The organism is Coleofasciculus sp. C1-SOL-03 (assembly GCF_040220555.1).
GTDB lineage: Bacteria > Cyanobacteriota > Cyanobacteriia > Cyanobacteriales > Coleofasciculaceae > Coleofasciculus.
This window is the reverse complement of record NZ_JAVJUO010000210.1, coordinates 19,341-36,538: the sequence shown is the minus strand read 5'-3', so window position 1 is coordinate 36,538 and position 17,198 is coordinate 19,341. Positions and strand designations below refer to the sequence as shown.

At 44.1% G+C, this 17,198-nt stretch carries 24 protein-coding genes and 2 pseudogenes; 10 read left to right on the top strand and 16 right to left on the bottom strand.

What is annotated here, in order from left to right; translation table 11 throughout:
* Window positions 1-48 precede the first annotated feature (48 nt).
* Together RIE73_RS32230 and RIE73_RS32225 are read right to left on the bottom strand one after the other, a co-directional pair.
* Window positions 49-264, bottom strand: coding sequence for a type II toxin-antitoxin system RelE/ParE family toxin (locus RIE73_RS32230; RefSeq protein WP_446405053.1), 216 nt, complete (start codon window positions 262-264; stop codon window positions 49-51).
* Window positions 265-340: 76 nt separating this feature from the next.
* Window positions 341-568, bottom strand: coding sequence for an addiction module protein (locus tag RIE73_RS32225; RefSeq protein WP_446405052.1), 228 nt, complete (start codon window positions 566-568; stop codon window positions 341-343).
* Between the two features lie 362 nt (window positions 569-930).
* Here RIE73_RS32225 and RIE73_RS32220 point away from each other — a divergent pair, with 362 nt between their 5' ends.
* Window positions 931-1,284: a DUF433 domain-containing protein gene (locus tag RIE73_RS32220; protein WP_446405051.1), complete on the top strand. Its 354-nt coding sequence runs from the start codon at window positions 931-933 to the stop codon at window positions 1,282-1,284.
* 128 nt (window positions 1,285-1,412) lie between these two features.
* On the opposite strand, the gene RIE73_RS32215 is transcribed toward RIE73_RS32220, so the two are convergent.
* The 5 genes from RIE73_RS32215 to RIE73_RS32195 form a co-directional block, all read right to left on the bottom strand.
* A complete protein-coding gene (locus tag RIE73_RS32215; RefSeq protein WP_446405050.1) occupies window positions 1,413-2,042 on the bottom strand; it encodes a hypothetical protein in 630 nt (209 codons plus the stop codon).
* A gap of 485 nt (window positions 2,043-2,527) precedes the next feature.
* On the bottom strand, window positions 2,528-2,863 hold the full coding sequence (locus RIE73_RS32210) for a XisI protein (RefSeq protein ID WP_446405049.1): 336 nt from the start codon (window positions 2,861-2,863) through the stop codon (window positions 2,528-2,530).
* A complete protein-coding gene (locus tag RIE73_RS32205; RefSeq protein WP_446405048.1) occupies window positions 2,851-3,072 on the bottom strand; it encodes an element excision factor XisH family protein in 222 nt (73 codons plus the stop codon). The genes RIE73_RS32210 and RIE73_RS32205 overlap by 13 nt, the downstream gene beginning before the upstream one ends.
* A complete protein-coding gene (locus RIE73_RS32200) occupies window positions 2,987-3,616 on the bottom strand; it encodes a TIGR02646 family protein (RefSeq protein ID WP_446405047.1) in 630 nt (209 codons plus the stop codon). Before RIE73_RS32200 ends, RIE73_RS32205 begins: the two co-directional genes overlap by 86 nt.
* Window positions 3,600-4,973, bottom strand: a complete 1,374-nt coding sequence (locus RIE73_RS32195) for an AAA family ATPase (protein ID WP_446405046.1) — start codon at window positions 4,971-4,973, stop codon at window positions 3,600-3,602. Before RIE73_RS32195 ends, RIE73_RS32200 begins: the two co-directional genes overlap by 17 nt.
* Window positions 4,974-5,007: 34 nt before the next feature.
* Between RIE73_RS32195 and RIE73_RS32190 the strand changes: the two genes are divergently transcribed.
* Complete coding sequence (locus tag RIE73_RS32190) at window positions 5,008-5,130, top strand: hypothetical protein (RefSeq protein ID WP_446405045.1); 123 nt, start codon at window positions 5,008-5,010, stop codon at window positions 5,128-5,130.
* Window positions 5,131-5,159: 29 nt separating this feature from the next.
* On the opposite strand, the gene RIE73_RS32185 is transcribed toward RIE73_RS32190, so the two are convergent.
* Window positions 5,160-5,288, bottom strand: coding sequence for an element excision factor XisH family protein (locus RIE73_RS32185; protein WP_446395408.1), 129 nt, complete (start codon window positions 5,286-5,288; stop codon window positions 5,160-5,162).
* Between the two features lie 177 nt (window positions 5,289-5,465).
* On the opposite strand from RIE73_RS32185, the gene RIE73_RS32180 reads away from it, so the two are divergent.
* Both RIE73_RS32180 and RIE73_RS32175 read left to right on the top strand, forming a co-directional pair.
* Window positions 5,466-6,323 carry a bile acid:sodium symporter family protein gene (locus tag RIE73_RS32180; protein ID WP_446405044.1) on the top strand — a complete coding sequence of 286 codons (858 nt, stop codon included), beginning with the start codon at window positions 5,466-5,468 and terminating at the stop codon, window positions 6,321-6,323.
* Between the two features lie 362 nt (window positions 6,324-6,685).
* Window positions 6,686-7,378: a histidine phosphatase family protein gene (locus RIE73_RS32175; RefSeq protein ID WP_446405043.1), complete on the top strand. Its 693-nt coding sequence runs from the start codon at window positions 6,686-6,688 to the stop codon at window positions 7,376-7,378.
* Between the two features lie 26 nt (window positions 7,379-7,404).
* On the opposite strand, the pseudogene RIE73_RS32170 reads toward RIE73_RS32175, so the two are convergent.
* A pseudogene (locus tag RIE73_RS32170) lies at window positions 7,405-7,633 on the bottom strand (IS607 family transposase); the annotation flags it as partial.
* A 13-nt stretch (window positions 7,634-7,646) separates the two neighbouring features.
* Here RIE73_RS32170 and RIE73_RS32165 point away from each other — a divergent pair.
* Complete coding sequence (locus tag RIE73_RS32165; RefSeq protein WP_446405042.1) at window positions 7,647-7,916, top strand: hypothetical protein; 270 nt, start codon at window positions 7,647-7,649, stop codon at window positions 7,914-7,916.
* Between the two features lie 128 nt (window positions 7,917-8,044).
* Here RIE73_RS32165 and RIE73_RS32160 read toward each other — a convergent pair whose 3' ends face one another.
* From RIE73_RS32160 to RIE73_RS32140, 5 genes and pseudogenes are all read right to left on the bottom strand, one after another.
* Window positions 8,045-8,194 carry a hypothetical protein gene (locus RIE73_RS32160; RefSeq protein ID WP_446405041.1) on the bottom strand — a complete coding sequence of 50 codons (150 nt, stop codon included), beginning with the start codon at window positions 8,192-8,194 and terminating at the stop codon, window positions 8,045-8,047.
* Window positions 8,191-8,829 (bottom strand): annotated as a pseudogene (locus RIE73_RS32155) (hypothetical protein). The gene RIE73_RS32160 and the pseudogene RIE73_RS32155 overlap by 4 nt, the downstream one beginning before the upstream one ends.
* Before the next feature lie 190 nt (window positions 8,830-9,019).
* Window positions 9,020-10,363 carry a CmpA/NrtA family ABC transporter substrate-binding protein gene (locus RIE73_RS32150; RefSeq protein WP_446405040.1) on the bottom strand — a complete coding sequence of 448 codons (1,344 nt, stop codon included), beginning with the start codon at window positions 10,361-10,363 and terminating at the stop codon, window positions 9,020-9,022.
* A 380-nt stretch (window positions 10,364-10,743) separates the two neighbouring features.
* Window positions 10,744-11,316, bottom strand: a complete 573-nt coding sequence (locus RIE73_RS32145; RefSeq protein WP_446405039.1) for a hypothetical protein — start codon at window positions 11,314-11,316, stop codon at window positions 10,744-10,746.
* A gap of 175 nt (window positions 11,317-11,491) precedes the next feature.
* Window positions 11,492-12,262, bottom strand: a complete 771-nt coding sequence (locus RIE73_RS32140) for a gamma-glutamyl-gamma-aminobutyrate hydrolase family protein (RefSeq protein ID WP_446405038.1) — start codon at window positions 12,260-12,262, stop codon at window positions 11,492-11,494.
* Window positions 12,263-12,372: 110 nt separating this feature from the next.
* Here RIE73_RS32140 and purU point away from each other — a divergent pair, with 110 nt between their 5' ends.
* From purU to RIE73_RS32120, 4 genes are all read left to right on the top strand, one after another.
* The gene (gene purU, locus RIE73_RS32135) at window positions 12,373-13,242 is read left to right on the top strand and encodes a formyltetrahydrofolate deformylase (protein ID WP_446405037.1); all 870 of its coding nucleotides are present in this window, start codon (window positions 12,373-12,375) and stop codon (window positions 13,240-13,242) included.
* Between the two features lie 147 nt (window positions 13,243-13,389).
* On the top strand, window positions 13,390-13,725 hold the full coding sequence (locus tag RIE73_RS32130) for a DUF4388 domain-containing protein (protein WP_446405036.1): 336 nt from the start codon (window positions 13,390-13,392) through the stop codon (window positions 13,723-13,725).
* Between the two features lie 8 nt (window positions 13,726-13,733).
* A complete protein-coding gene (locus tag RIE73_RS32125) occupies window positions 13,734-13,994 on the top strand; it encodes a hypothetical protein (protein WP_446405035.1) in 261 nt (86 codons plus the stop codon).
* A 153-nt stretch (window positions 13,995-14,147) separates the two neighbouring features.
* Window positions 14,148-15,083: an NAD-dependent epimerase/dehydratase family protein gene (locus RIE73_RS32120; RefSeq protein ID WP_446405034.1), complete on the top strand. Its 936-nt coding sequence runs from the start codon at window positions 14,148-14,150 to the stop codon at window positions 15,081-15,083.
* Here RIE73_RS32120 and pgsA read toward each other — a convergent pair.
* Window positions 15,029-15,586, bottom strand: coding sequence for a CDP-diacylglycerol--glycerol-3-phosphate 3-phosphatidyltransferase (gene pgsA / locus RIE73_RS32115; RefSeq protein WP_446405033.1), 558 nt, complete (start codon window positions 15,584-15,586; stop codon window positions 15,029-15,031). The genes RIE73_RS32120 and pgsA overlap by 55 nt on opposite strands.
* 21 nt (window positions 15,587-15,607) lie before the next feature.
* On the opposite strand from pgsA, the gene RIE73_RS32110 reads away from it, so the two are divergent.
* Complete coding sequence (locus RIE73_RS32110) at window positions 15,608-15,838, top strand: hypothetical protein (RefSeq protein ID WP_446405032.1); 231 nt, start codon at window positions 15,608-15,610, stop codon at window positions 15,836-15,838.
* A gap of 244 nt (window positions 15,839-16,082) precedes the next feature.
* Here the strand turns inward: RIE73_RS32110 and RIE73_RS32105 are convergent, their stop codons facing one another.
* Window positions 16,083-16,676, bottom strand: a complete 594-nt coding sequence (locus RIE73_RS32105; protein ID WP_446405031.1) for a sugar transferase — start codon at window positions 16,674-16,676, stop codon at window positions 16,083-16,085.
* Window positions 16,677-17,198: the final 522 nt, after the last annotated feature.

Here is a 17,198-nt window from a genome sequence, read left to right as displayed (position 1 = left end):
AACAGCATTTGCCCATCCCGACTAAAACTTATGGCAGCATAGCTGCTCCTACAACAACCGACTACGCCATTTCTTCGGGTCTTGAGAGCAGTGGAAAACGGCATAAACTATAACTGTGATGTCTGAATGTTCATAAAAAACAACATAGGGAAAGCGCCGAACAACAGCCCTTCGATAGCTTTCATGCACCACCTGATACATTTCCGGATTGCGCCGGATAAACTGAATGCAAGCATCGACACAACGAAGAAACTCTTCACCCAAACCAAATTCTTGTTCTTCATACTAAACATAATATTGAGCTACATCCAGTTCCGCCTCTGGCAGAATGATCAGATTCCTAAGCACCATACTGTCCGTTGCAAATTCGCTCCTTAGCTGCTTCCCATGAACTACCTGAGCCAGGATTCTGCAAATAGGTAGCCTTTCTCTTGGCTAGCTCTTCTTTTTGCCAATCAAGCACAGGAATTTGCTCTGGAATTTGGGCAATGCTGTCCCATAAATCTTCCAGCAATTGTAGTTTTTCCGAAAGGGTTAACTCAAACATTTGAGTGAACTCTGTGTTCATACTGACCTTACCATCGCAATTGGTGTCTTGCTTCAAGTTTATCACCAATAACGATATTGTTTCCTCCTCTGCTATTCAGCCTGCTGGATCTACCGCAGCTAAACAAACTTGATAGGCTCTATTGAGGTTATCTCCCAGGTTTAATACCGAGTTGCGTTCTATCATATCATTCTGAGCGAAGCGAAGAATCTGGATAGATGCTTCGCTACTGTTCCTTCGCTTCGTTCAGGACTTCGCTCAGCATGACAAATTCTACATTAGACTGCAACTTCTTATAAGACTGATGGTCGCTACGCGAACCGCCTTCGGCATCGCCAACGCTATCCTAGTATTATCCCCGATGAATCTATAAGCCTGGAAAAATGCAATTAGAAGATTATTTTGATTTCCTCAGTCCTGATGACATTCGGATAAAAGGCACAAGAATAGGGATTGAAACTGTTTTATACGATTTCATTCATCGGTGTCGCACTCCAGAGGAAATTGCCCAGAGTTATCTAACCCTAGATTTAGAACCAGTCTACGCTACGATTCTATACTATCTGCACAACAAAGAAGCAGTCAGTACCTACCTCGCTAATTGGATTGAGCATGGTCGCAGGATGCGAGAGGAACAAAAACACAATCCTCCACCTGTTTCTGAAAAACTGCGGAAACTGAGAGCAGAAAGAGAAGCAATGAGGAAAGCAAGTGGCACTGAAGTATCTTTTAGATGAGAATGTCGATCGAGTTTATCAAGATCGCCCAGCACTTCCCAAAAGGTTCCAGTATGGCTGTACGCCCATTGTTTGAAAAAGTTACAGTTTAGCCTGCCGTCTATAACAGCATATGGTTAGGCATTACTTCAATCTAACTGTGCCTCTACCTTTTCCATTAGGCTTCCTAAAAAATTGTTTACTCCATTCAAATAACGCTGCATATCTAACGGAACCTCCATCAGCTTTTCTCCCTTGTAGGGGGCGAAGTATGGAAATCCCTCCAACTTCTTTCCAACTGTTGGATTATGTTTAATGGCATTATTAACCACTCTGCATTCATTAGCATCCTGAAAGCTGTCACACGTAGAGAGGACAACACCCATGCTTGTATACTTCTTCTTAAAGTCATCCCATCCAGAGGGTGAAGAGACCGTGTCGGCATCAACGCTGGTTGTAACAGCAATATATGTTCTGTATATCTTCCCTAGAAATTGCTCTGCAAGCGCCCATAAACCTACAACGCACATCTGATCAATAAAACCAATCACACGCTTATTTTCTTGATCCTTAGCAATAATTGAATCTAAAATTCTTGTTTTCTGTAGTTCTTTGTAATACTCTTCTTCCGACAAATCAAGCGTTGAGCTTAATGTAAGTTCTCCCTTATTTTCCTGAGTAAAGCGAGTCAATCCTTCCTCAATATGCACTATTTCTTTGTACACAATTTGGTGCATACGGCAGAAATCAAAGAGCAACCACTGTAACTCAGAATACATTATTCCTAGATGACCTACAACCCAATAAGCATTGGGACTACCTGGGATTGCAGATGGATACTGAAAAGTTGAGTAGATTGGCTTTCTAGTCACAGAGTTAACAAGCAAACAGTTAACCTAAGTCTACCATCCTAACCCAGAGATGAGGCGGGCTAACGGTTCGGGTTAGCGCTTGCTGGGGTCTTTTTATCCTACCCAAGCAGCTTTGGTCAATCCGCTGCGGCTTTGCTGCTTGCTGGAAGCTCCGCCTTGGTATGTTCCGCGAAGGCGAAGCATTGGAACGAGTGCGATCGCCCCTTGCTGTAGGTTGGGTTGAGTCTGTCAAGTCCTTGCTTGTAAATCAGTAGGTAACGTGAAACCAAACATGACTCGATTGGGCGATCACACTCTTGTTTGAGGTGAAGAAGCAGTGATGAGTGTCGGGTTTCATCCTTCAACCCAGCCTAAAAGAACGGGCGATCGCATATTGGCTGCATGGGCATTATTCAAGCAGCACCATACTCTGTGTACTGCCGTTTGTAAGGAGGCTGTAAACCCAACACAATATCTTCTCTCTTGACACCCATTTCAACCAAATCCTCAGCCGGATTCTGATCGGTCAGATTCTGCTGAAGCCAAATTTTTCCGTCTTTGATATCAAAATGGACAATACAACGATAAACTCGGTTAAGCTGTTGCCATCCCACGTTCATCCTTTGATAATGATCCCGCTCCGTGTCCAAGATAAGTTGCACTTCGACTTCATCATCCGAAACATCATCCTTGGCGTACTGGCTTAGTAACGTTTGAACGTACTCCCGATATTGAGCTACCTTGTCCATCGAACTATCACCTCATTAACTGGATCATACACAATTATCAAGACCTGATACCGTTGTACCGCAAATTGAGTGAATTCGTATTGAAAAAACGTTTGGAAAACATCAACTGGAACAGAGTTGCTTTCAAGATTGAAGCCAACTTCGCAAGATATTAATGACCACTGGAGTAAAAGGTTCCATCTGACCCTGTTGGGGTTGTGATAGGTCACTGATTAACATCTCTAACAGTTCTTCATCCTCTAAGCCTTCATCGGGGTCTATACCATTTGTCCATAATAAGGCATTAGACAATTGCTTGCGTTTTTCGATCAAGGCACGGTTATTTTTTTCATGATCCCCCAAGTTTAAGACTTGAATCGTGACGATTGCCCGCTCGCTTAACCCTTCTACCCGACCACTAATTTTAAAGCGAAGTTCTGTTTCACATTCCGTCATCAGGGGAGTTAGGGGTAGGTGTTGGGATTTATGAGCATCACCGCATTGATTAGAGGTATTACAACTGGCGACAATATTTGAAAAGTCAAGTGTGCGTCTAGGATTCAATTTTTGAGATTCTATATGCTCATTGTGGCAAGCATCAATGTCTTGGATGCGCTGGCAGCAATAGGCACAAAGGTAGAATTGTTCGGCTAGAGCATATTGCCGAATAGTTCGGCGAATATCTTCAGTTAACTGGTTGTAGCGTCCGTGAGAATTTGCTCGTTTCCAAACTGTCAAACTGGAGGGCTCAGTCCCTTTACGAATGGTTCGCATGACGCAATTCTTGTTTACGGAGCAGTAATTTGGCTTTGACCAATTCCAGATGATTGGCGGGTAGTTCCTCAGTTAATTTGGCAAGGAGTTGTTGAGCCTCGGTTAGCTTTGAATCTTGTATAGCATCCAGCAGATCATTCAGTTCAGCATCGATTTCCTGATTACGGATGCTGGTATCCATAACATCTAATAAGACAGTATTAGCATCTTGCCCATACTGAGAAGGCAATTGTCGCAATTCACCATTGGTTAAAGTGTAAACCAAAACATTTTTACAGTCACTGATCACCAGAGGTGAATGAGTAGTCAGCACAAACTGACAATTTGGGAACGTTGCGATTAGGCGATCGCACAGGCTGCGTTGCCAAGAGGGATGCAGGTGCAAATCGACTTCATCAATCAAGACGATACCGTCACCTGCCAGAGGATTCTCCAGAGCAGGGTTCAGCATGGCTAAACGGCGAGCAATATCACCAACCAGAGCCATGAGAGATTTTTCGCCTTGTGAAAGTTGGGCTACATTCAGGGTTTCACCGTTTTTATCAATCGCCATGTAGAGACGGGGTTTACGATGGACTCTCAGGTTGTCCATCTGGGGCATAAATCGGCGAATGGCGGTGCGAACTGCGGTTAATTGCCGATCTTTGGCTGAGGCATTGAGTTCGTTTAATCGTTGCCATGCGTCTGGATTGGTTTCCAATAGTGGTTTCAGTTGGTTCAGAAAATCTTCTGGCATTCCTGATTCATTTTCGGTATCTTCTCGTTCCCGAAACCACTCAAAAAAGCGGCGAAAGTCAACCCCCTGACTTAAAGAGTTATCATAACCATCGAGTTGCCAGAATGTATGTTTAGTCCTGATTTTTAGGGGAATATCGAGTACGACGCGCTCGACAGGATAAAACGCAATGATGGGCAGGCTAGTTTTGTGATCACGGGTAAGGGCATCACGATAACGATTGGCTAAACGGGTGCAGTCGTTGAGATGGCTAGTGTACCGGGCTTTACGTCCTGTTCTGTTTTTTGCTAAAGTCCACTTGAAGTGATGCTGGATCTCGTTTTGATCAGGATTGTCTGATACCCCAGAAGCATCACAAATGTCTATTTCAATACTGGCGGCGTTGGCGGTGTTAAGTATGGCATCTTCAGGGATAGGGTTACCACTACCCTTTTCTGTACGTAAACGAGCCGTAAACCAACTCAGGGAGGTTGCTAAGGCTTTCAGCACAGAGGTTTTACCCGCGCCGTTATTACCCACAAAGACAGTGATGTTGCTGGGATTTTGCTCGGTGGGTGCTAAAGGAATTTCCAGGTTTTCAAATAGCCCAATGTTATTTAAGATAACCCGTTGAATTTCCATAACGGTAACGTTCAAACCTGAGAGGTTTCCGACATTGACAACAGTACCTCAAACGGCACTTGAAGGCACTTACCCCTATTATGCTCTCAAAACAGTTGCACCTAGCCAGTTTCATCCCAGTCTCATGACTCGATTGGGCGATCGCACTCTTGTTTGAGGTGGAGAAGCCGTGATGAGTGTTGGGTTTCATCCTTCAACCCAACCTACCAAATCGGGCGATCGCATACGCTCTGCACCCAGATCAACCCGACAGTTGACATTACCAAACTTAAACCTGAGCGCGTCATCAGTTATCACCCACTGCTCTTTTTGCAGCGCTCGTTTAATCTCTCAGACTGGAAGACAGGTTTTTATGCAAAAATACCGCTAGTTGTTGCAAAAGTTTACAGGCTGGTGAGTGTGTAGCACGGACGTGAAACTCACTCGTGGCAAACAGTGAAAAGTTTACCTTATCTACGGGCGCTGTCAACGTAAGGAGTGTGTACAGCAGTAATGGAATCAAACGTTTTAACCGCAATTTTTCTCCCTTTAGCCCTATTTATCATCATGCTGGGCATGGGATTAGGGTTGACTGTCAGTGATTTTAAGCGGGTATTAGTTGAACCCAAAGCCGCAATTCTCGGACTCATTGCTCAGCTTATCATGCTGCCCGTAGTCGGCTTTTTACTGGCTAGCCTTTTCCCGCTTTCTCCAGAATTGGCGGTTGGCGTGATGGTTTTAGCGGCTTGCCCTGGCGGACCCACATCCAACCTAGTCACCTACTTAGTACAGGGTAACGTTGCCCTATCGATTACGCTGACGGCAATTAGCAGCGTGATTACAGTATTTACAATTCCTTTGGTCGTTAACCTAGCGATGCAGCATTTTCTGGGGGAGGCTACTATCCTACAGCTACCCTTCTTGACCACAGTCATTCAAATTGCTGTCATTACCCTGATTCCAGTGACATTAGGCATGGTAATTCACCACTATGCTCCTCGTTTTGCCGCACAGGTGGAAACATGGGTTAAGTGGCTCTCTCTATTCTTTTTAGCCCTAATTATCGTGGGTTTGTTGGCAGCAGAACGCGCTAATGTTGCCAGCTTCTTCTTGAAAGTGGGCTGGGTTACCCTCGCTTTGAATGTGAGTACAATGCTACTGGGGTTTACACTCGCCACCTTGGCTAAGTTAGATATCCGCAGCGCCAAAGCCATTACGGTAGAAGTCGGCATTCAAAACGGTACTTTAGCCATTACCATTGCCAGCGCACCAACTTTCTTAAACACGCCAAGCATAGCCATTCCAGCCGCCATCTATAGCTTAATCATGTTCGCAACAAGTGCCGTCTTTGCTGGGTTAGCGCGACGTTGACAAGCATCTTTCACGCCTGCGACACCACCTCAAACAAGTTATCTAAAGTCATCTAGAACCTGGGCTTGATTTTGCAAGCTATCATGTTGTTCAGCGAGGCAGAAGTTATCGAAGTTATGGCTGAGGTGGAGAAGCCGTGATGAGTGTTGGGTTTCATCCCGCAACCTGACTGACAAGATCGGGCGATCGCATATTGGTTGCATGGGCATTGTTCAACTGCGACGTGATTATCTCAAGCAGTCAAGACCTGATACCGTTGTACCGCAGTTTGAGTAAATTCGTATTGAAAAAACGTTTGGTAAACATCAACTGGAACTGCTACAAACCGTTACGTTAGGTATAACAAGAAGGAATATCAAACCGTGTCTATCTGGATTATTCGTCATGCTGAAAGTTGCTCTAATGCTGGGTTGCCAACCATCGGGTCCCATGACAATGGCTTGAGTGAATTGGGCTACCGACAATCAAAATGTATTCCAACCACCGTTAAACAGTCTCCAGACTTGATTGTGACTTCACCTTATCTCAGAACGCAACTCACGGCTCAACCATTGATTGAACAATTTCCACATACACCCATTGAGGTTTGGCAAATTCAGGAATTTACCTATCTCAGCCTACCGCTCGACCAACCAACCACACCTTTGATTCGCAAACCTCTGAGCAAAGCTTACTGGGATCGCTGCGACCCTGAATATGTCGATGGAGCCAACGCTGAGTCGCTTGTTCAACTGATGGAACGAGTCCGAACTGCTCTGAACCAGTTGCAACAACAATCCGGTTTTGTGGTTGTCTTTTCACATGGATTTTTTATCAAAGCGATGCTGTGGCAGATTTTGGCTTCCCCAACGGTAATTGATGCCGTTGCCATGCGTCGGCTTTTGGGATTTTCGCGAGGATTTCGAGTACCGAATGCGTCAATTTTGCAGATGGAATTTGATTCAGGTGGGATACCTCACTGGAGTTCCTTAATCACCAATCATCTGCCACCGGAGCTAGAATCGGCAACACCCGATGCAACAGTGGCGAGTGATGCAGGCGATCAACCTTCATGACCTATCTTTTAGGGGGGAAAGTAACCTAATCTAATCAGTCCTTTCTTTTTATAGTTCATGCCACTACCGAGATCTTGAATAATCTCAAATTCCCATCCCTGTTTGGCACAGTAACTTTCTAAGACTAAAACTTGTCTATGCGAGATCGTCTTTTTGGTCGTGGCTAGATACTCTGGCATAACCAACGGTTAATTCGTTACCCGATTTATTGCCAATTAAGTCAGCAATATCGTATCGACGATGACCACCAGCCGTCCGAGAAGATCGAATGAGAGCCTGCTGCGGTTGGTTGGAAGGTCATGCGATCGGATTGGTCATCGCTCTGGAACAGCGACTCAATATATACGTTAGACCTTGGACGGGAATTCAGAAAGGGCAAAACAGAATTTCCGTGGTGCTGGGATTAAAGCTTTCCCAAGACTTTGACGATGTTGCAATTGAGCAGGTTGGTCGAGATTTTGTCCTTCAGTTCAATACTGATGCTGATGGCATTAGGTTGGAGTGCGTGGTGTGCGACATTGGTGTCAACTTAAGGTGAAAGCTCGGTTGAGCAAGGGTGTCGGGTGTCGGGTGTCGGGATGGAATTGTCTGTTGTCGGCTAAAAAACCTCATACCTACCACCATTCACCTCACCTATTCATCCACGTTTTTTCCAAACAGGAAACTTTAATACATAGTGAGCCAAAATTGCTCGCTTTCCCCCACACCCCACACCCCATACCCCACACCCAGTATCCTATCGTGGGTAATGTGGCTTAAGTTGACACCCATGGGTGTGCGATCGCTCCTCCAGAATCTTTTTTGAGGCAATTTCATGAATTGTCCCTACATCCATCTGTGATTGCCTCTAATTCCAGTTCGCATTGTCTAAACACATAATTCAGTGCTGCAAAAAGTTGTTCAAGATTATATATCGTATAGGCTACAAAATTCTTGGTAAAACGATTGTTTTGGAGTTTGCCAAACTGCCAAAGCTGACCATTAGATACGATTCCATATATCGTCTGCTGTTCAGATTGGTCATTCATTTTCTGAATCGCCACCATTTCAGCTAAACATTGACCCCATCCCTTAATAAAATCATCCCGTTTAGCTTCAACAGCCACAAAAAATGGCTAATCAAATATTTCTTTGCCCAGAGGCGATCGTTTGGCTATGATATAGTCAAATACACCTGATAATTTTTCATTATAAATCAGCGACTTGTGGCTCCACAAAGTAAACTTATCTCGATAAAGGCGATAAAGCTCTTTCAGAACTGGAAAAATAATCGTTTCACAAACAGCATAGTCTGACTCTTCAAAGGTTAATTCTCGCAGACAAAACTCTAAATCCTCTCTAAAGGATTCTCGAACAGCAATTTCAGTTTCGATAATATAGTTCGTTTCTGAGGAAGTAATTTCATACTCTTTTAAGACTTCGCCAATATTTTTGTAAGATTCAAAAGACACAATAACAGATTACCTCTTGGACGGTAAATTTACATTAAGTAGAATGTCACTGATTTAAACTGGGTTCGTAGTAGGCACTAAAGTGCCAGAAGCGCTAAAGCGCTTACTACAAACTCTAAAGTCAGTACCATTCACCTTAAGTAGAATGTCACTGATTTAATGTTGGTGGGTTGAGCGAAGTTGAAGTGGCTTATGCCTGAATCTCAAAATTATTCAGATAAGCAATCGGATCACTCGGATCAAATTGGCGTTGATCAATAAAAACGGTAGCAGGTTCGACTTTCATCGGATCACTGGGTATCTCAATTTTCAATGCCTCCGCCACCTCTGTATAAACGTCTAACGGATAAATTTCCTCCAGGATTTCATCAGCATCTTTGGGATAATCTTGTTGCTCAATTTGACCCCAACGAATCATCTGAGTCAGCAACCACATCCCATGAGAACGCCAGGGATAATTGACTGGATTCGGCTTTTCTGGATCATCGCTATTTTGACCATAAAACCGATAAAAATTAGGAATCGTTTCCAGCCGTTCCTGGTTGTCAAACCCACCATAACTATAGTTGCCTAATAAAGCAGGTTCGATATAGTCCTGTTCCGTATCCAGATATCTGCTTTGGGCAAGAATTTGGGCAACTTCGCGACGATTGTTGGCTTGCTCACAAAATTGACAGGCTTCGAGAATTGCCGCAACTAAAGCCCTAGCAGTTGTTGGATGTTCCTCCACCCAAGCTTGCATTGTGGCTAGCACATTTCCCGGATGTCCCGTCCAAATATTCTGAGAGATATTGCCGATAAATCCATTTCCCTGTAAAACTGTCTGTTGGTTCCAGGGTTCACTGCTGCTGTAAGCATCCATCACCCCGGCTTGAATTTTATAAATCATTTGGGAGGGGGCAATCTCCATAAATTCAACCTCACTTTCCGGATTAAGTCCCATCGCGGCTAACCAATAGCGGCTAATGTAATAATCCATGGAAGCATTCGACTCAGTAGCAAAAATAGGCGGTTCCTGGAATTTGCGAACATACTCGCGATAGGAATCAGCAAACTCCTGAAAGTTAAAATATTCAATCGCTGGTCGAATTCCCGCGTCCCAGGCTTTGGGAGATAAGGTAATGCTGCTGCCATGAAGATTGAGTACCATCAGGGCAATCATGGGGGCGGATTCTGAGCCTAATTGTGCCATCATTGGCATTCCATACAAGGCTTGAGCCGCATCTAACTGGTAGTCGAGTAAGCCATCCTGAATTTGCTGCCAATTGTCTTGCTTCCTCAGGCTAACATTCAGTCCATAGCGAGCAAAAAAGCCTAGTTCTTGGGCGATAACCAGGGGCGCACTTTCGGTAATCGGGATAATGCCGAGGTTTAGGTACGTTTTTTCGAGTTTGCCAAAGTCAACAGTTGAGGCGGATGAGGACTCAGCAGAGTTATTCTTTTGGGAGGTGGACAGATTCCCCGAGTTACAAGCAGCAAAGGCCAATCCTGTGCTTGCCAGACTGGTGTATTTGAGAAAATGGCGGCGCTTCATGTTCTTGTATCCTCACCCAATAAATTATAGATGCTGACTTGAATCTACCGCGTTAGGGGGACAAGGAGATGGGGGAGATGGGGAAGATGGGGGAGATGGGGGAGATAGGGGAGATGGGGGAGATAGGGAAGATGGGGAAGATGGGTTTGAATTTTTCTTTTATATCCTAACCTTAGTGCGTAGTGCTATACATGGAGCATCTTGCTCGCTACTAATACCCAATTTAAGTAGGTTGGTGGAAATAAACTTAACTAGATTAAGTTATGTAAACAAGCCTCAAACCCTTACTGTTCCCTGTTCCCTGTTCCCTGTTCCCTAATCTCCACCGCTAACTTTAATTGTGTCCACCTACTTAGATGCATGACAGCTTATCCGAACAATCAGGTATCGACTACCGTTTTACTAATCGGTTGACCTGTCCAAACGATAACCGATAAAAGTTGGCTGCGTGGTTCAGCCTTAAAGCCCCCAACCACGGGTTTAATTTCCAGGAAAAATATTTCCCAGCAGGCGGGTTCCATAACCCATTGTACCGGGGTGTTTGGCAAATGTGTGCCGAATCGTTGGACTGATGATCCATAAATCGGGCGAATCGTTGAAGGACAAAACAATATATCAATAACATTAGGTTTAAATCCATATTTACCCGCAAAATAGGTAACATCTTCCCATTGATAAATTAACTTGTCGCTAGCTCCTAAATAGTCATCATTTTCTGAACAATTTGCTCCAAGTAACCAAACTAATCTAGAGCATATCACTTCTACACGCAGGCGATCGCTCCTAAGTAGGTTTACCTCTTCAGGTAGCAAGATGGCATCTGATTTAGGCGACCAAATCTGGACGGAGGTATTGCCATCAATGGATACCTCTCTCAAAGTTAGATGAGGAGGAGTTCCGGCAGGATACCCAGGCGCGATCGCCAGTTCCTCCGGAATGAATCGATTAATCATATTACTCACTGCAATATCTGCCACTCAATCGAGGAGTGCTATACTTTGCAGTTTCGTATATTTAGGCATAAAATTAGGATAATTTATGCATTTAACGAATCAAAATTATTTGATTTATGCATAAACTATCCTAAAATTGGCAATTATCCCAAAAACCGTCACGGTTTAGGTCAGTTCATCCACATCCCCAACCTGTTGTCTGCAAATGAAAACTATTCGGGTTGAATTTGTCTTGATCAAAGCCTGCGGCTTGAATCAATGCTTGAAAAATGGAAAAATGTCTCGAATCTGGGACAGAGAGTTCCGGATGCCATTGCAGCGCGATCGCAAAAGGATGCTGTTTATGTTCTAATGCTTCAATTAAGCCATCTTCGGCTTTAGCGACAATCTGCCAACCACAAGGTATTGTACGCACGGTTTGATGATGCCAAGAGACAACAGTAAGTTCCTCCTCTCCCATAATTCCAGACAGTTGGCTATCGGCATAAATCCGCACCGTATGCTGACTCGGTTTCAGCATTTCCTCGCGATGCAGGATATCTTCCCCAAATTCATCTGGCAAATGGGGGACTAAATCACCCCCACTCGCTACCATCAGCACTTCTAAGCCGCGACAAATCCCCAAAACAGGTTTTTGTTTCGCCAATGCTAGTTTCGCCAGTGCCAATTCAGCCTGATCTCGTTCCGGATCAGTGCCATAAATCGTCGGATGAGGGGAACCGTTGTAGAAATCGGGATCGATATCACCCCCCCCTGTAAAAATTAACCCATCCACCTGCTTCAGGATCACCGCAGGATCAGATTGAACAGGCGGAAGCAAAATGGGTATCCCTCCAGCAGACTGGACTGCCTGAGTATAACCCGCCGGGGAATAAAAATTTCCCGTTGGCTTGTAGTTATAGGTGGTAATTCCAATGATTGGCGGTGTCATCGGCTTTGGATTCATCAAGGAAAGCATCGATAAGGGTTTTCTGGTTTAGCCTATAGAATTTTTACGGAATAAATTGATAGAATCACTGCATTCTCAGCAATGAATTTCAGCTACAGGGAAGAAAAATGACCAAGGGAGAGCATCAACCCAAAACGGCTACACTGCTAATCTCCTGTCCTGATCAGCCGGGACTGGTTGCCAAGTTTGCCAATTTTATTTATGCTAACGGCGGCAATATCATTCATGCCGATCAGCACACTGACTTTGCCGCCGGGCTGTTTCTCACTCGTATCGAGTGGCAGTTAGACGATTTTAACCTATCACGGGAGTTGATTGACCCAGCATTTGCAGCAATTGCCCAACCTTTACAGGCAAAGTGGCAGCTTTATTTCTCCGATAGCGTGCCTCGGGTTTCCATTTGGGTGAGTCGGCAAGATCACTGTCTGTTCGATTTACTTTGGCGGCAAAAAGCCCAGGAGTTTGCGGCGGAAATCCCTTTGATTATTAGCAATCATCCCGATTTGCAAACGGTTAGCGAAGAGTTTGGCGCTGACTTTCACCACATTCCGATTACTCCAGACAATAAAGCTGAACAAGAAGCGAAACAGCTTGAATTGCTACGTCACTATACTATCGATCTGGTGGTTCTAGCTAAGTATATGCAAATCCTTAGCCCGGAATTTATGGCACAATTTCCTCACGTTATCAATATTCATCACTCTTTTTTACCCGCGTTTACGGGAGCAAAACCATACCATCGCGCCTATCAACGTGGGGTAAAAATTATTGGCGCAACGGCTCATTATGTTAACCCAGAATTGGATGCTGGTCCGATTGTTGAACAGGATGTCGTGCGAGTTAGTCATCGGGATAATGTAGCGGATTTGATTCGCAAGGGGAAAGATTTAGAACGGGTGGTATTAGCCAGGGCAGTACGCCTACATTTATGCCATCAGGTGTTAGTTTATGGAAATCGAACTGTGGTTTTTGCTTAAGCAAAATCTGTAGAGGGTATGGCTATGCCTATTTCTCTAAGTAGGTGGACTTTTATTAAAGTTAACGGTTGAGATTAGGAGGGAACAGTAAGGGTTTGAGGGGGGTTTACATCACTTAATATAGTGCTGTTTTCTTTTGTCCATCTAATGAGCATTAAGGGCGATTTCACGGAATTTTCTTTAGCTGAAATCATTAAATATTTACAGAGCAGTAAAAAAACAGGTTTGCTAACTTTGACCGACAAAACTAATCATTTTTTCTGGGTAAATAAAGGTTATTTAGTCGCGGCTAGTCACCGCACTGATGAATTAGGATTGTACTCTCTAATTTTAGAACTTTATTTGGTTAGAAAAAGAAGCCTTCAACGAGTCATAGATAGTGTATACAATGATTCTTTACCCTTGGTAATTTTCCTGCGCGAAAATGGATTTTTGTCGGTGAAAGAATCAAGAATATTGTTTAGGTTTTTAGGTTTCAGGTAATCCGCGAGTTGCATGTACTTGAAGATGAGGCGACAATTTGCTTCAGCTTCGACAAAGATGCCATAATTCCCAATATGGAGTTAACCGGATTAAAATTGCCATTGGATTATCTACTTTGTCCTAATCGATATCGGACAGAATCTATACGGAATTATATCTCAAGACAGCCGACTAAAAAAAAATCAGACCGATTGCCCATGACTAACATTTCCCTAGCTGGAGCCAGTTTAGCGAAATGTTCTGTTCTCGGCAATCGAGAGATTGCGTGATTGCTTAACCTGGACGTCTTGAAAGGTGGGATTGCGTTCTAGAATTGGCAAATCAAATTCTCTGGTGCTTCGTTCTTTTCCTGTGGCGCTAAAATCGATAGAGTGGTTTTGAGTCGTAAAATTTCCATACGGGATTAGACACAAAGGATAATCATGCGAATTTTAATCATGGGTGGTACTCGCTTCATCGGAGTCTACTTAACCAAAATCTTAGTTGAACAAGGACATGAGGTGGTACTGTTCAACCGAGGGAATAAACCCGCCCCTGTCGAAGGGGTACAACAGATTCATGGCGATCGCAAAGACGCCATCCAACTCAAGGAAAAGCTGTCAGGAGAAGCGTTTGATGCCATCTTTGATAATAACGGGCGGGAACTCAGTGACACTCAACCCCTAGTTGAAATATTTAAAGACAAAGTACAGCATTTTGTCTATATGAGTTCGGCGGGAGTCTATTTACAATCTGACCAAATGCCCCATGTAGAAGGCGATCCCGTTGATCCCAAAAGCCGTCACAAAGGAAAACATGAGACGGAAGCGTATCTAGACGCCCAAGGAATTCCCTTTACCGCGATTCGTCCAACCTATATCTATGGACCTCAAAACTACAATGATTTAGAAGCCTGGTTCTTCGACCGTATTGTTCGCGATCGCCCGATCCTAATTCCCAGTAGTGGTTTCTATATCACACAACTGGGACATTGTAAAGATTTAGCCCGTGCCATGTCTCTGGTACTGGGGAACCAGCACGCCATTGGACAAGTTTATAATGTATCCGGCGATCGCTATGTAACCTTTGACGGCTTGGCAAATGCCTGTATTGTCGCCACAGGTAAATCTCCGGAGGAGTTTGACCTCTTACATTACAATCCCAGAAAATTTGATTTGGGCAAGCGCAAAGCCTTCCCCCTGCGAACCCAACACTTTTTTGCCGATGTCCATAAAGCCAAGACTCAACTCAATTGGGAACCGGAATATGACTTGATATCGGGGCTGAAGGACTCATTCCAAAATGATTACGTAGCATCTGGGCGTCACGAAGCGAAGGTGGATTTCTCCTTAGATGACCAAATATTAGCCGCAAGTTGAGGCACAAGGTAAATTCCGCCAGAAACTAGGGTGAGGACAACCGATAACCAAAATAGAACCAGGGATGGCATTTCCCACACTGGCGGAAGTGGTGCAATTAATAGGGCAATTGCTGTAATTTGACTTACGGTTTTAAGTTTGCCCCAAATATTTGCGCCACTAATTTCCTGGGTCAAATTGGGGTTTACTCGCCAACCCGCGATCGCTAATTCCCGCCCTAAAATTAGAAACACGCCCCAAGCGGGAACTTGACCCAATTCGATTAAGGCTAAAAGGGGGGCTAAGACTAATAATTTATCCACTAACGGATCAAGAAATTTTCCCAAATCCGTAACTTGATCCAGTTTCCGCGCCAGATAACCATCTAACCAATCCGTACCTGCGGCGATGAGAAAGATTGCCAGACAAATCCAGCGCGTCTGATCCGTGGGATCATGCAGTCCGTATAGAATAAAGGGCAGTCCCAGTAATCGAGAAAATGTAATCCATGTGGGTAGTGTCATCAGATTTATGAATCAGGGCGGGTGCAAGTTGTTCCGTTATCGGTGGGCAGGGCGGGTTTTGTTTGGCTGTTATCGGTGGGCAGGGCGGGTTTTGTTTGGCTGTTATCGGTGAGGAGGGCGGGTTTTGTTTGGCTGTTATCGGTGAGGAGGGCGGGTTTTGTTTGGCTGTTAATGGTGAGGAGGGCGGGTTTTGTTGTTCCGTTATCGGTGAGGAGGGCGGGTTTTGTTGTTCCGTTAATGGTGAATAGCTGAATTTAGCCCCTAAACCCGCCCCTACGATTGTCCCTAAACCCGCCCCTACGATTGATTCCCTAAATCCGCCCCTACGATTGTTCCTAAACCCGCCCCTACAATTGTCCCTGAACATTATTTTTTTACTTTAATCGAGTTAGGATTAGAAAACTTTAATTGCTGGATGTTGTTTAAATATTAAGGATTGAAAAATGACAAAGAATTATTTTCGGCAACAGAAATTTAAACCGAGATACACGTCGATTTAATACGCTCCTTGTTTCTTCAGGACTACAGCGATAGTTTTCAGAATGAGCTGTAAGTCATAGATAAGAGACCACTTGCGCTGATACGCCAGATCCAGCGACACAATATCTTCAAAATCGATCACACTAGAGCGACCATGGACTTGCCATTCTCCAGTCATTCCCGGCTTAGTTCTCAATCGTTGCCAATGATGCGGCTTGTAGTGTTGTACTTCATTCAGGGTGGGCGGACGAGTCCCGACTAAGCTCATCTCGCCGTTAAGCACGTTCCAAAATTGAGGCAATTCATCCAAGCTGGTGCGCCGCAAAAACCGACCTACACGAGTGATGCGAGGGTCGTTGGTATTTTTAAAGATATGACCTTTTGCCTGATTTTGCACCAAATGTTGCCTGCGATCAGCATCTACAACCATTGAACGAAATTTTAAGATGCGAAAGGGTTTACCTCGCAGACCACAGCGAAGTTGACGGTAGAAGATCGGACCAGGATCGTCAATCTGGATGGCGATCACAATTGGTATGGCAAGAAAGGCAGTCAGGATCAAGCCAACCACGGCTCCCAAAATATCCATGAGACGTTTAATTTTACACATTGCAGACCGATGCGGCACACGTAACCGAGGGGAATGTGTGAGAACGAGGGACTCACCCGCCAAGGATGGGGAACAGTTGGATGTACTAAACACAGTTGAAACTCAGTTGTATTACAAGTTGTAAGTTTTTAGCCGATTATCATGCTCTATATTATTGAGAATTTGTCTAAAAAAACATAGTCCTTTGGATACACTTCATGAAGTCTTTACAATTATCGACCTTTTTTATGAAGATATTATAAAGATGATGAATTGGGATGAACAAAGTTTGCGTTACTTAACCATTTCTGCTTAAAACTGAATGTAATCTGTGATACATTTTCTGTGGCGTTAGCTTTAGGCATCTATCTAAAGAGGTAAGATCATCTTATATAGCTAGAGCGAGTCTAAATGATTTATGAACATGGATGGGACTGAAACGCTTAATCGGTAAGGGTTGCTATTTCACAACTGATTTAGACACACTATGGTAATGTAAGAATGTTAAAAAAAATTCCTGCTTATAGGGTCTACTTATAGTAA

Bases quoted from the DNA above. Each gene is read 5' to 3' on its own strand.
- RIE73_RS32140 (WP_446405038.1), bottom strand. From the start codon at position 12,262: ATGAATCCAAAGCCGATGACACCGCCAATCATTGGAATTACCACCTAT.
- RIE73_RS32210 (WP_446405049.1), bottom strand. From the start codon at position 2,863: ATGGACAAGGTAGCTCAATATCGGGAGTACGTTCAAACGTTACTAAGC.
- RIE73_RS32145 (WP_446405039.1), bottom strand. From the start codon at position 11,316: ATGATTAATCGATTCATTCCGGAGGAACTGGCGATCGCGCCTGGGTAT.
- RIE73_RS32225 (WP_446405052.1), bottom strand. From the start codon at position 568: ATGAACACAGAGTTCACTCAAATGTTTGAGTTAACCCTTTCGGAAAAA.
- RIE73_RS32130 (WP_446405036.1), top strand. From the start codon at position 13,390: ATGAGCATTAAGGGCGATTTCACGGAATTTTCTTTAGCTGAAATCATT.
- RIE73_RS32180 (WP_446405044.1), top strand. From the start codon at position 5,466: ATGGAATCAAACGTTTTAACCGCAATTTTTCTCCCTTTAGCCCTATTT.
- RIE73_RS32120 (WP_446405034.1), top strand. From the start codon at position 14,148: ATGCGAATTTTAATCATGGGTGGTACTCGCTTCATCGGAGTCTACTTA.
- RIE73_RS32220 (WP_446405051.1), top strand. From the start codon at position 931: ATGCAATTAGAAGATTATTTTGATTTCCTCAGTCCTGATGACATTCGG.
- RIE73_RS32150 (WP_446405040.1), bottom strand. From the start codon at position 10,363: ATGAAGCGCCGCCATTTTCTCAAATACACCAGTCTGGCAAGCACAGGA.
- purU (WP_446405037.1), top strand. From the start codon at position 12,373: ATGACCAAGGGAGAGCATCAACCCAAAACGGCTACACTGCTAATCTCC.
- RIE73_RS32195 (WP_446405046.1), bottom strand. From the start codon at position 4,973: ATGGAAATTCAACGGGTTATCTTAAATAACATTGGGCTATTTGAAAAC.
- pgsA (WP_446405033.1), bottom strand. From the start codon at position 15,586: ATGACACTACCCACATGGATTACATTTTCTCGATTACTGGGACTGCCC.
- RIE73_RS32200 (WP_446405047.1), bottom strand. From the start codon at position 3,616: ATGCGAACCATTCGTAAAGGGACTGAGCCCTCCAGTTTGACAGTTTGG.
- RIE73_RS32215 (WP_446405050.1), bottom strand. From the start codon at position 2,042: ATGTATTCTGAGTTACAGTGGTTGCTCTTTGATTTCTGCCGTATGCAC.
- RIE73_RS32160 (WP_446405041.1), bottom strand. From the start codon at position 8,194: ATGAAATTGCCTCAAAAAAGATTCTGGAGGAGCGATCGCACACCCATG.
- RIE73_RS32105 (WP_446405031.1), bottom strand. From the start codon at position 16,676: ATGTGTAAAATTAAACGTCTCATGGATATTTTGGGAGCCGTGGTTGGC.
- RIE73_RS32165 (WP_446405042.1), top strand. From the start codon at position 7,647: ATGAGAGCCTGCTGCGGTTGGTTGGAAGGTCATGCGATCGGATTGGTC.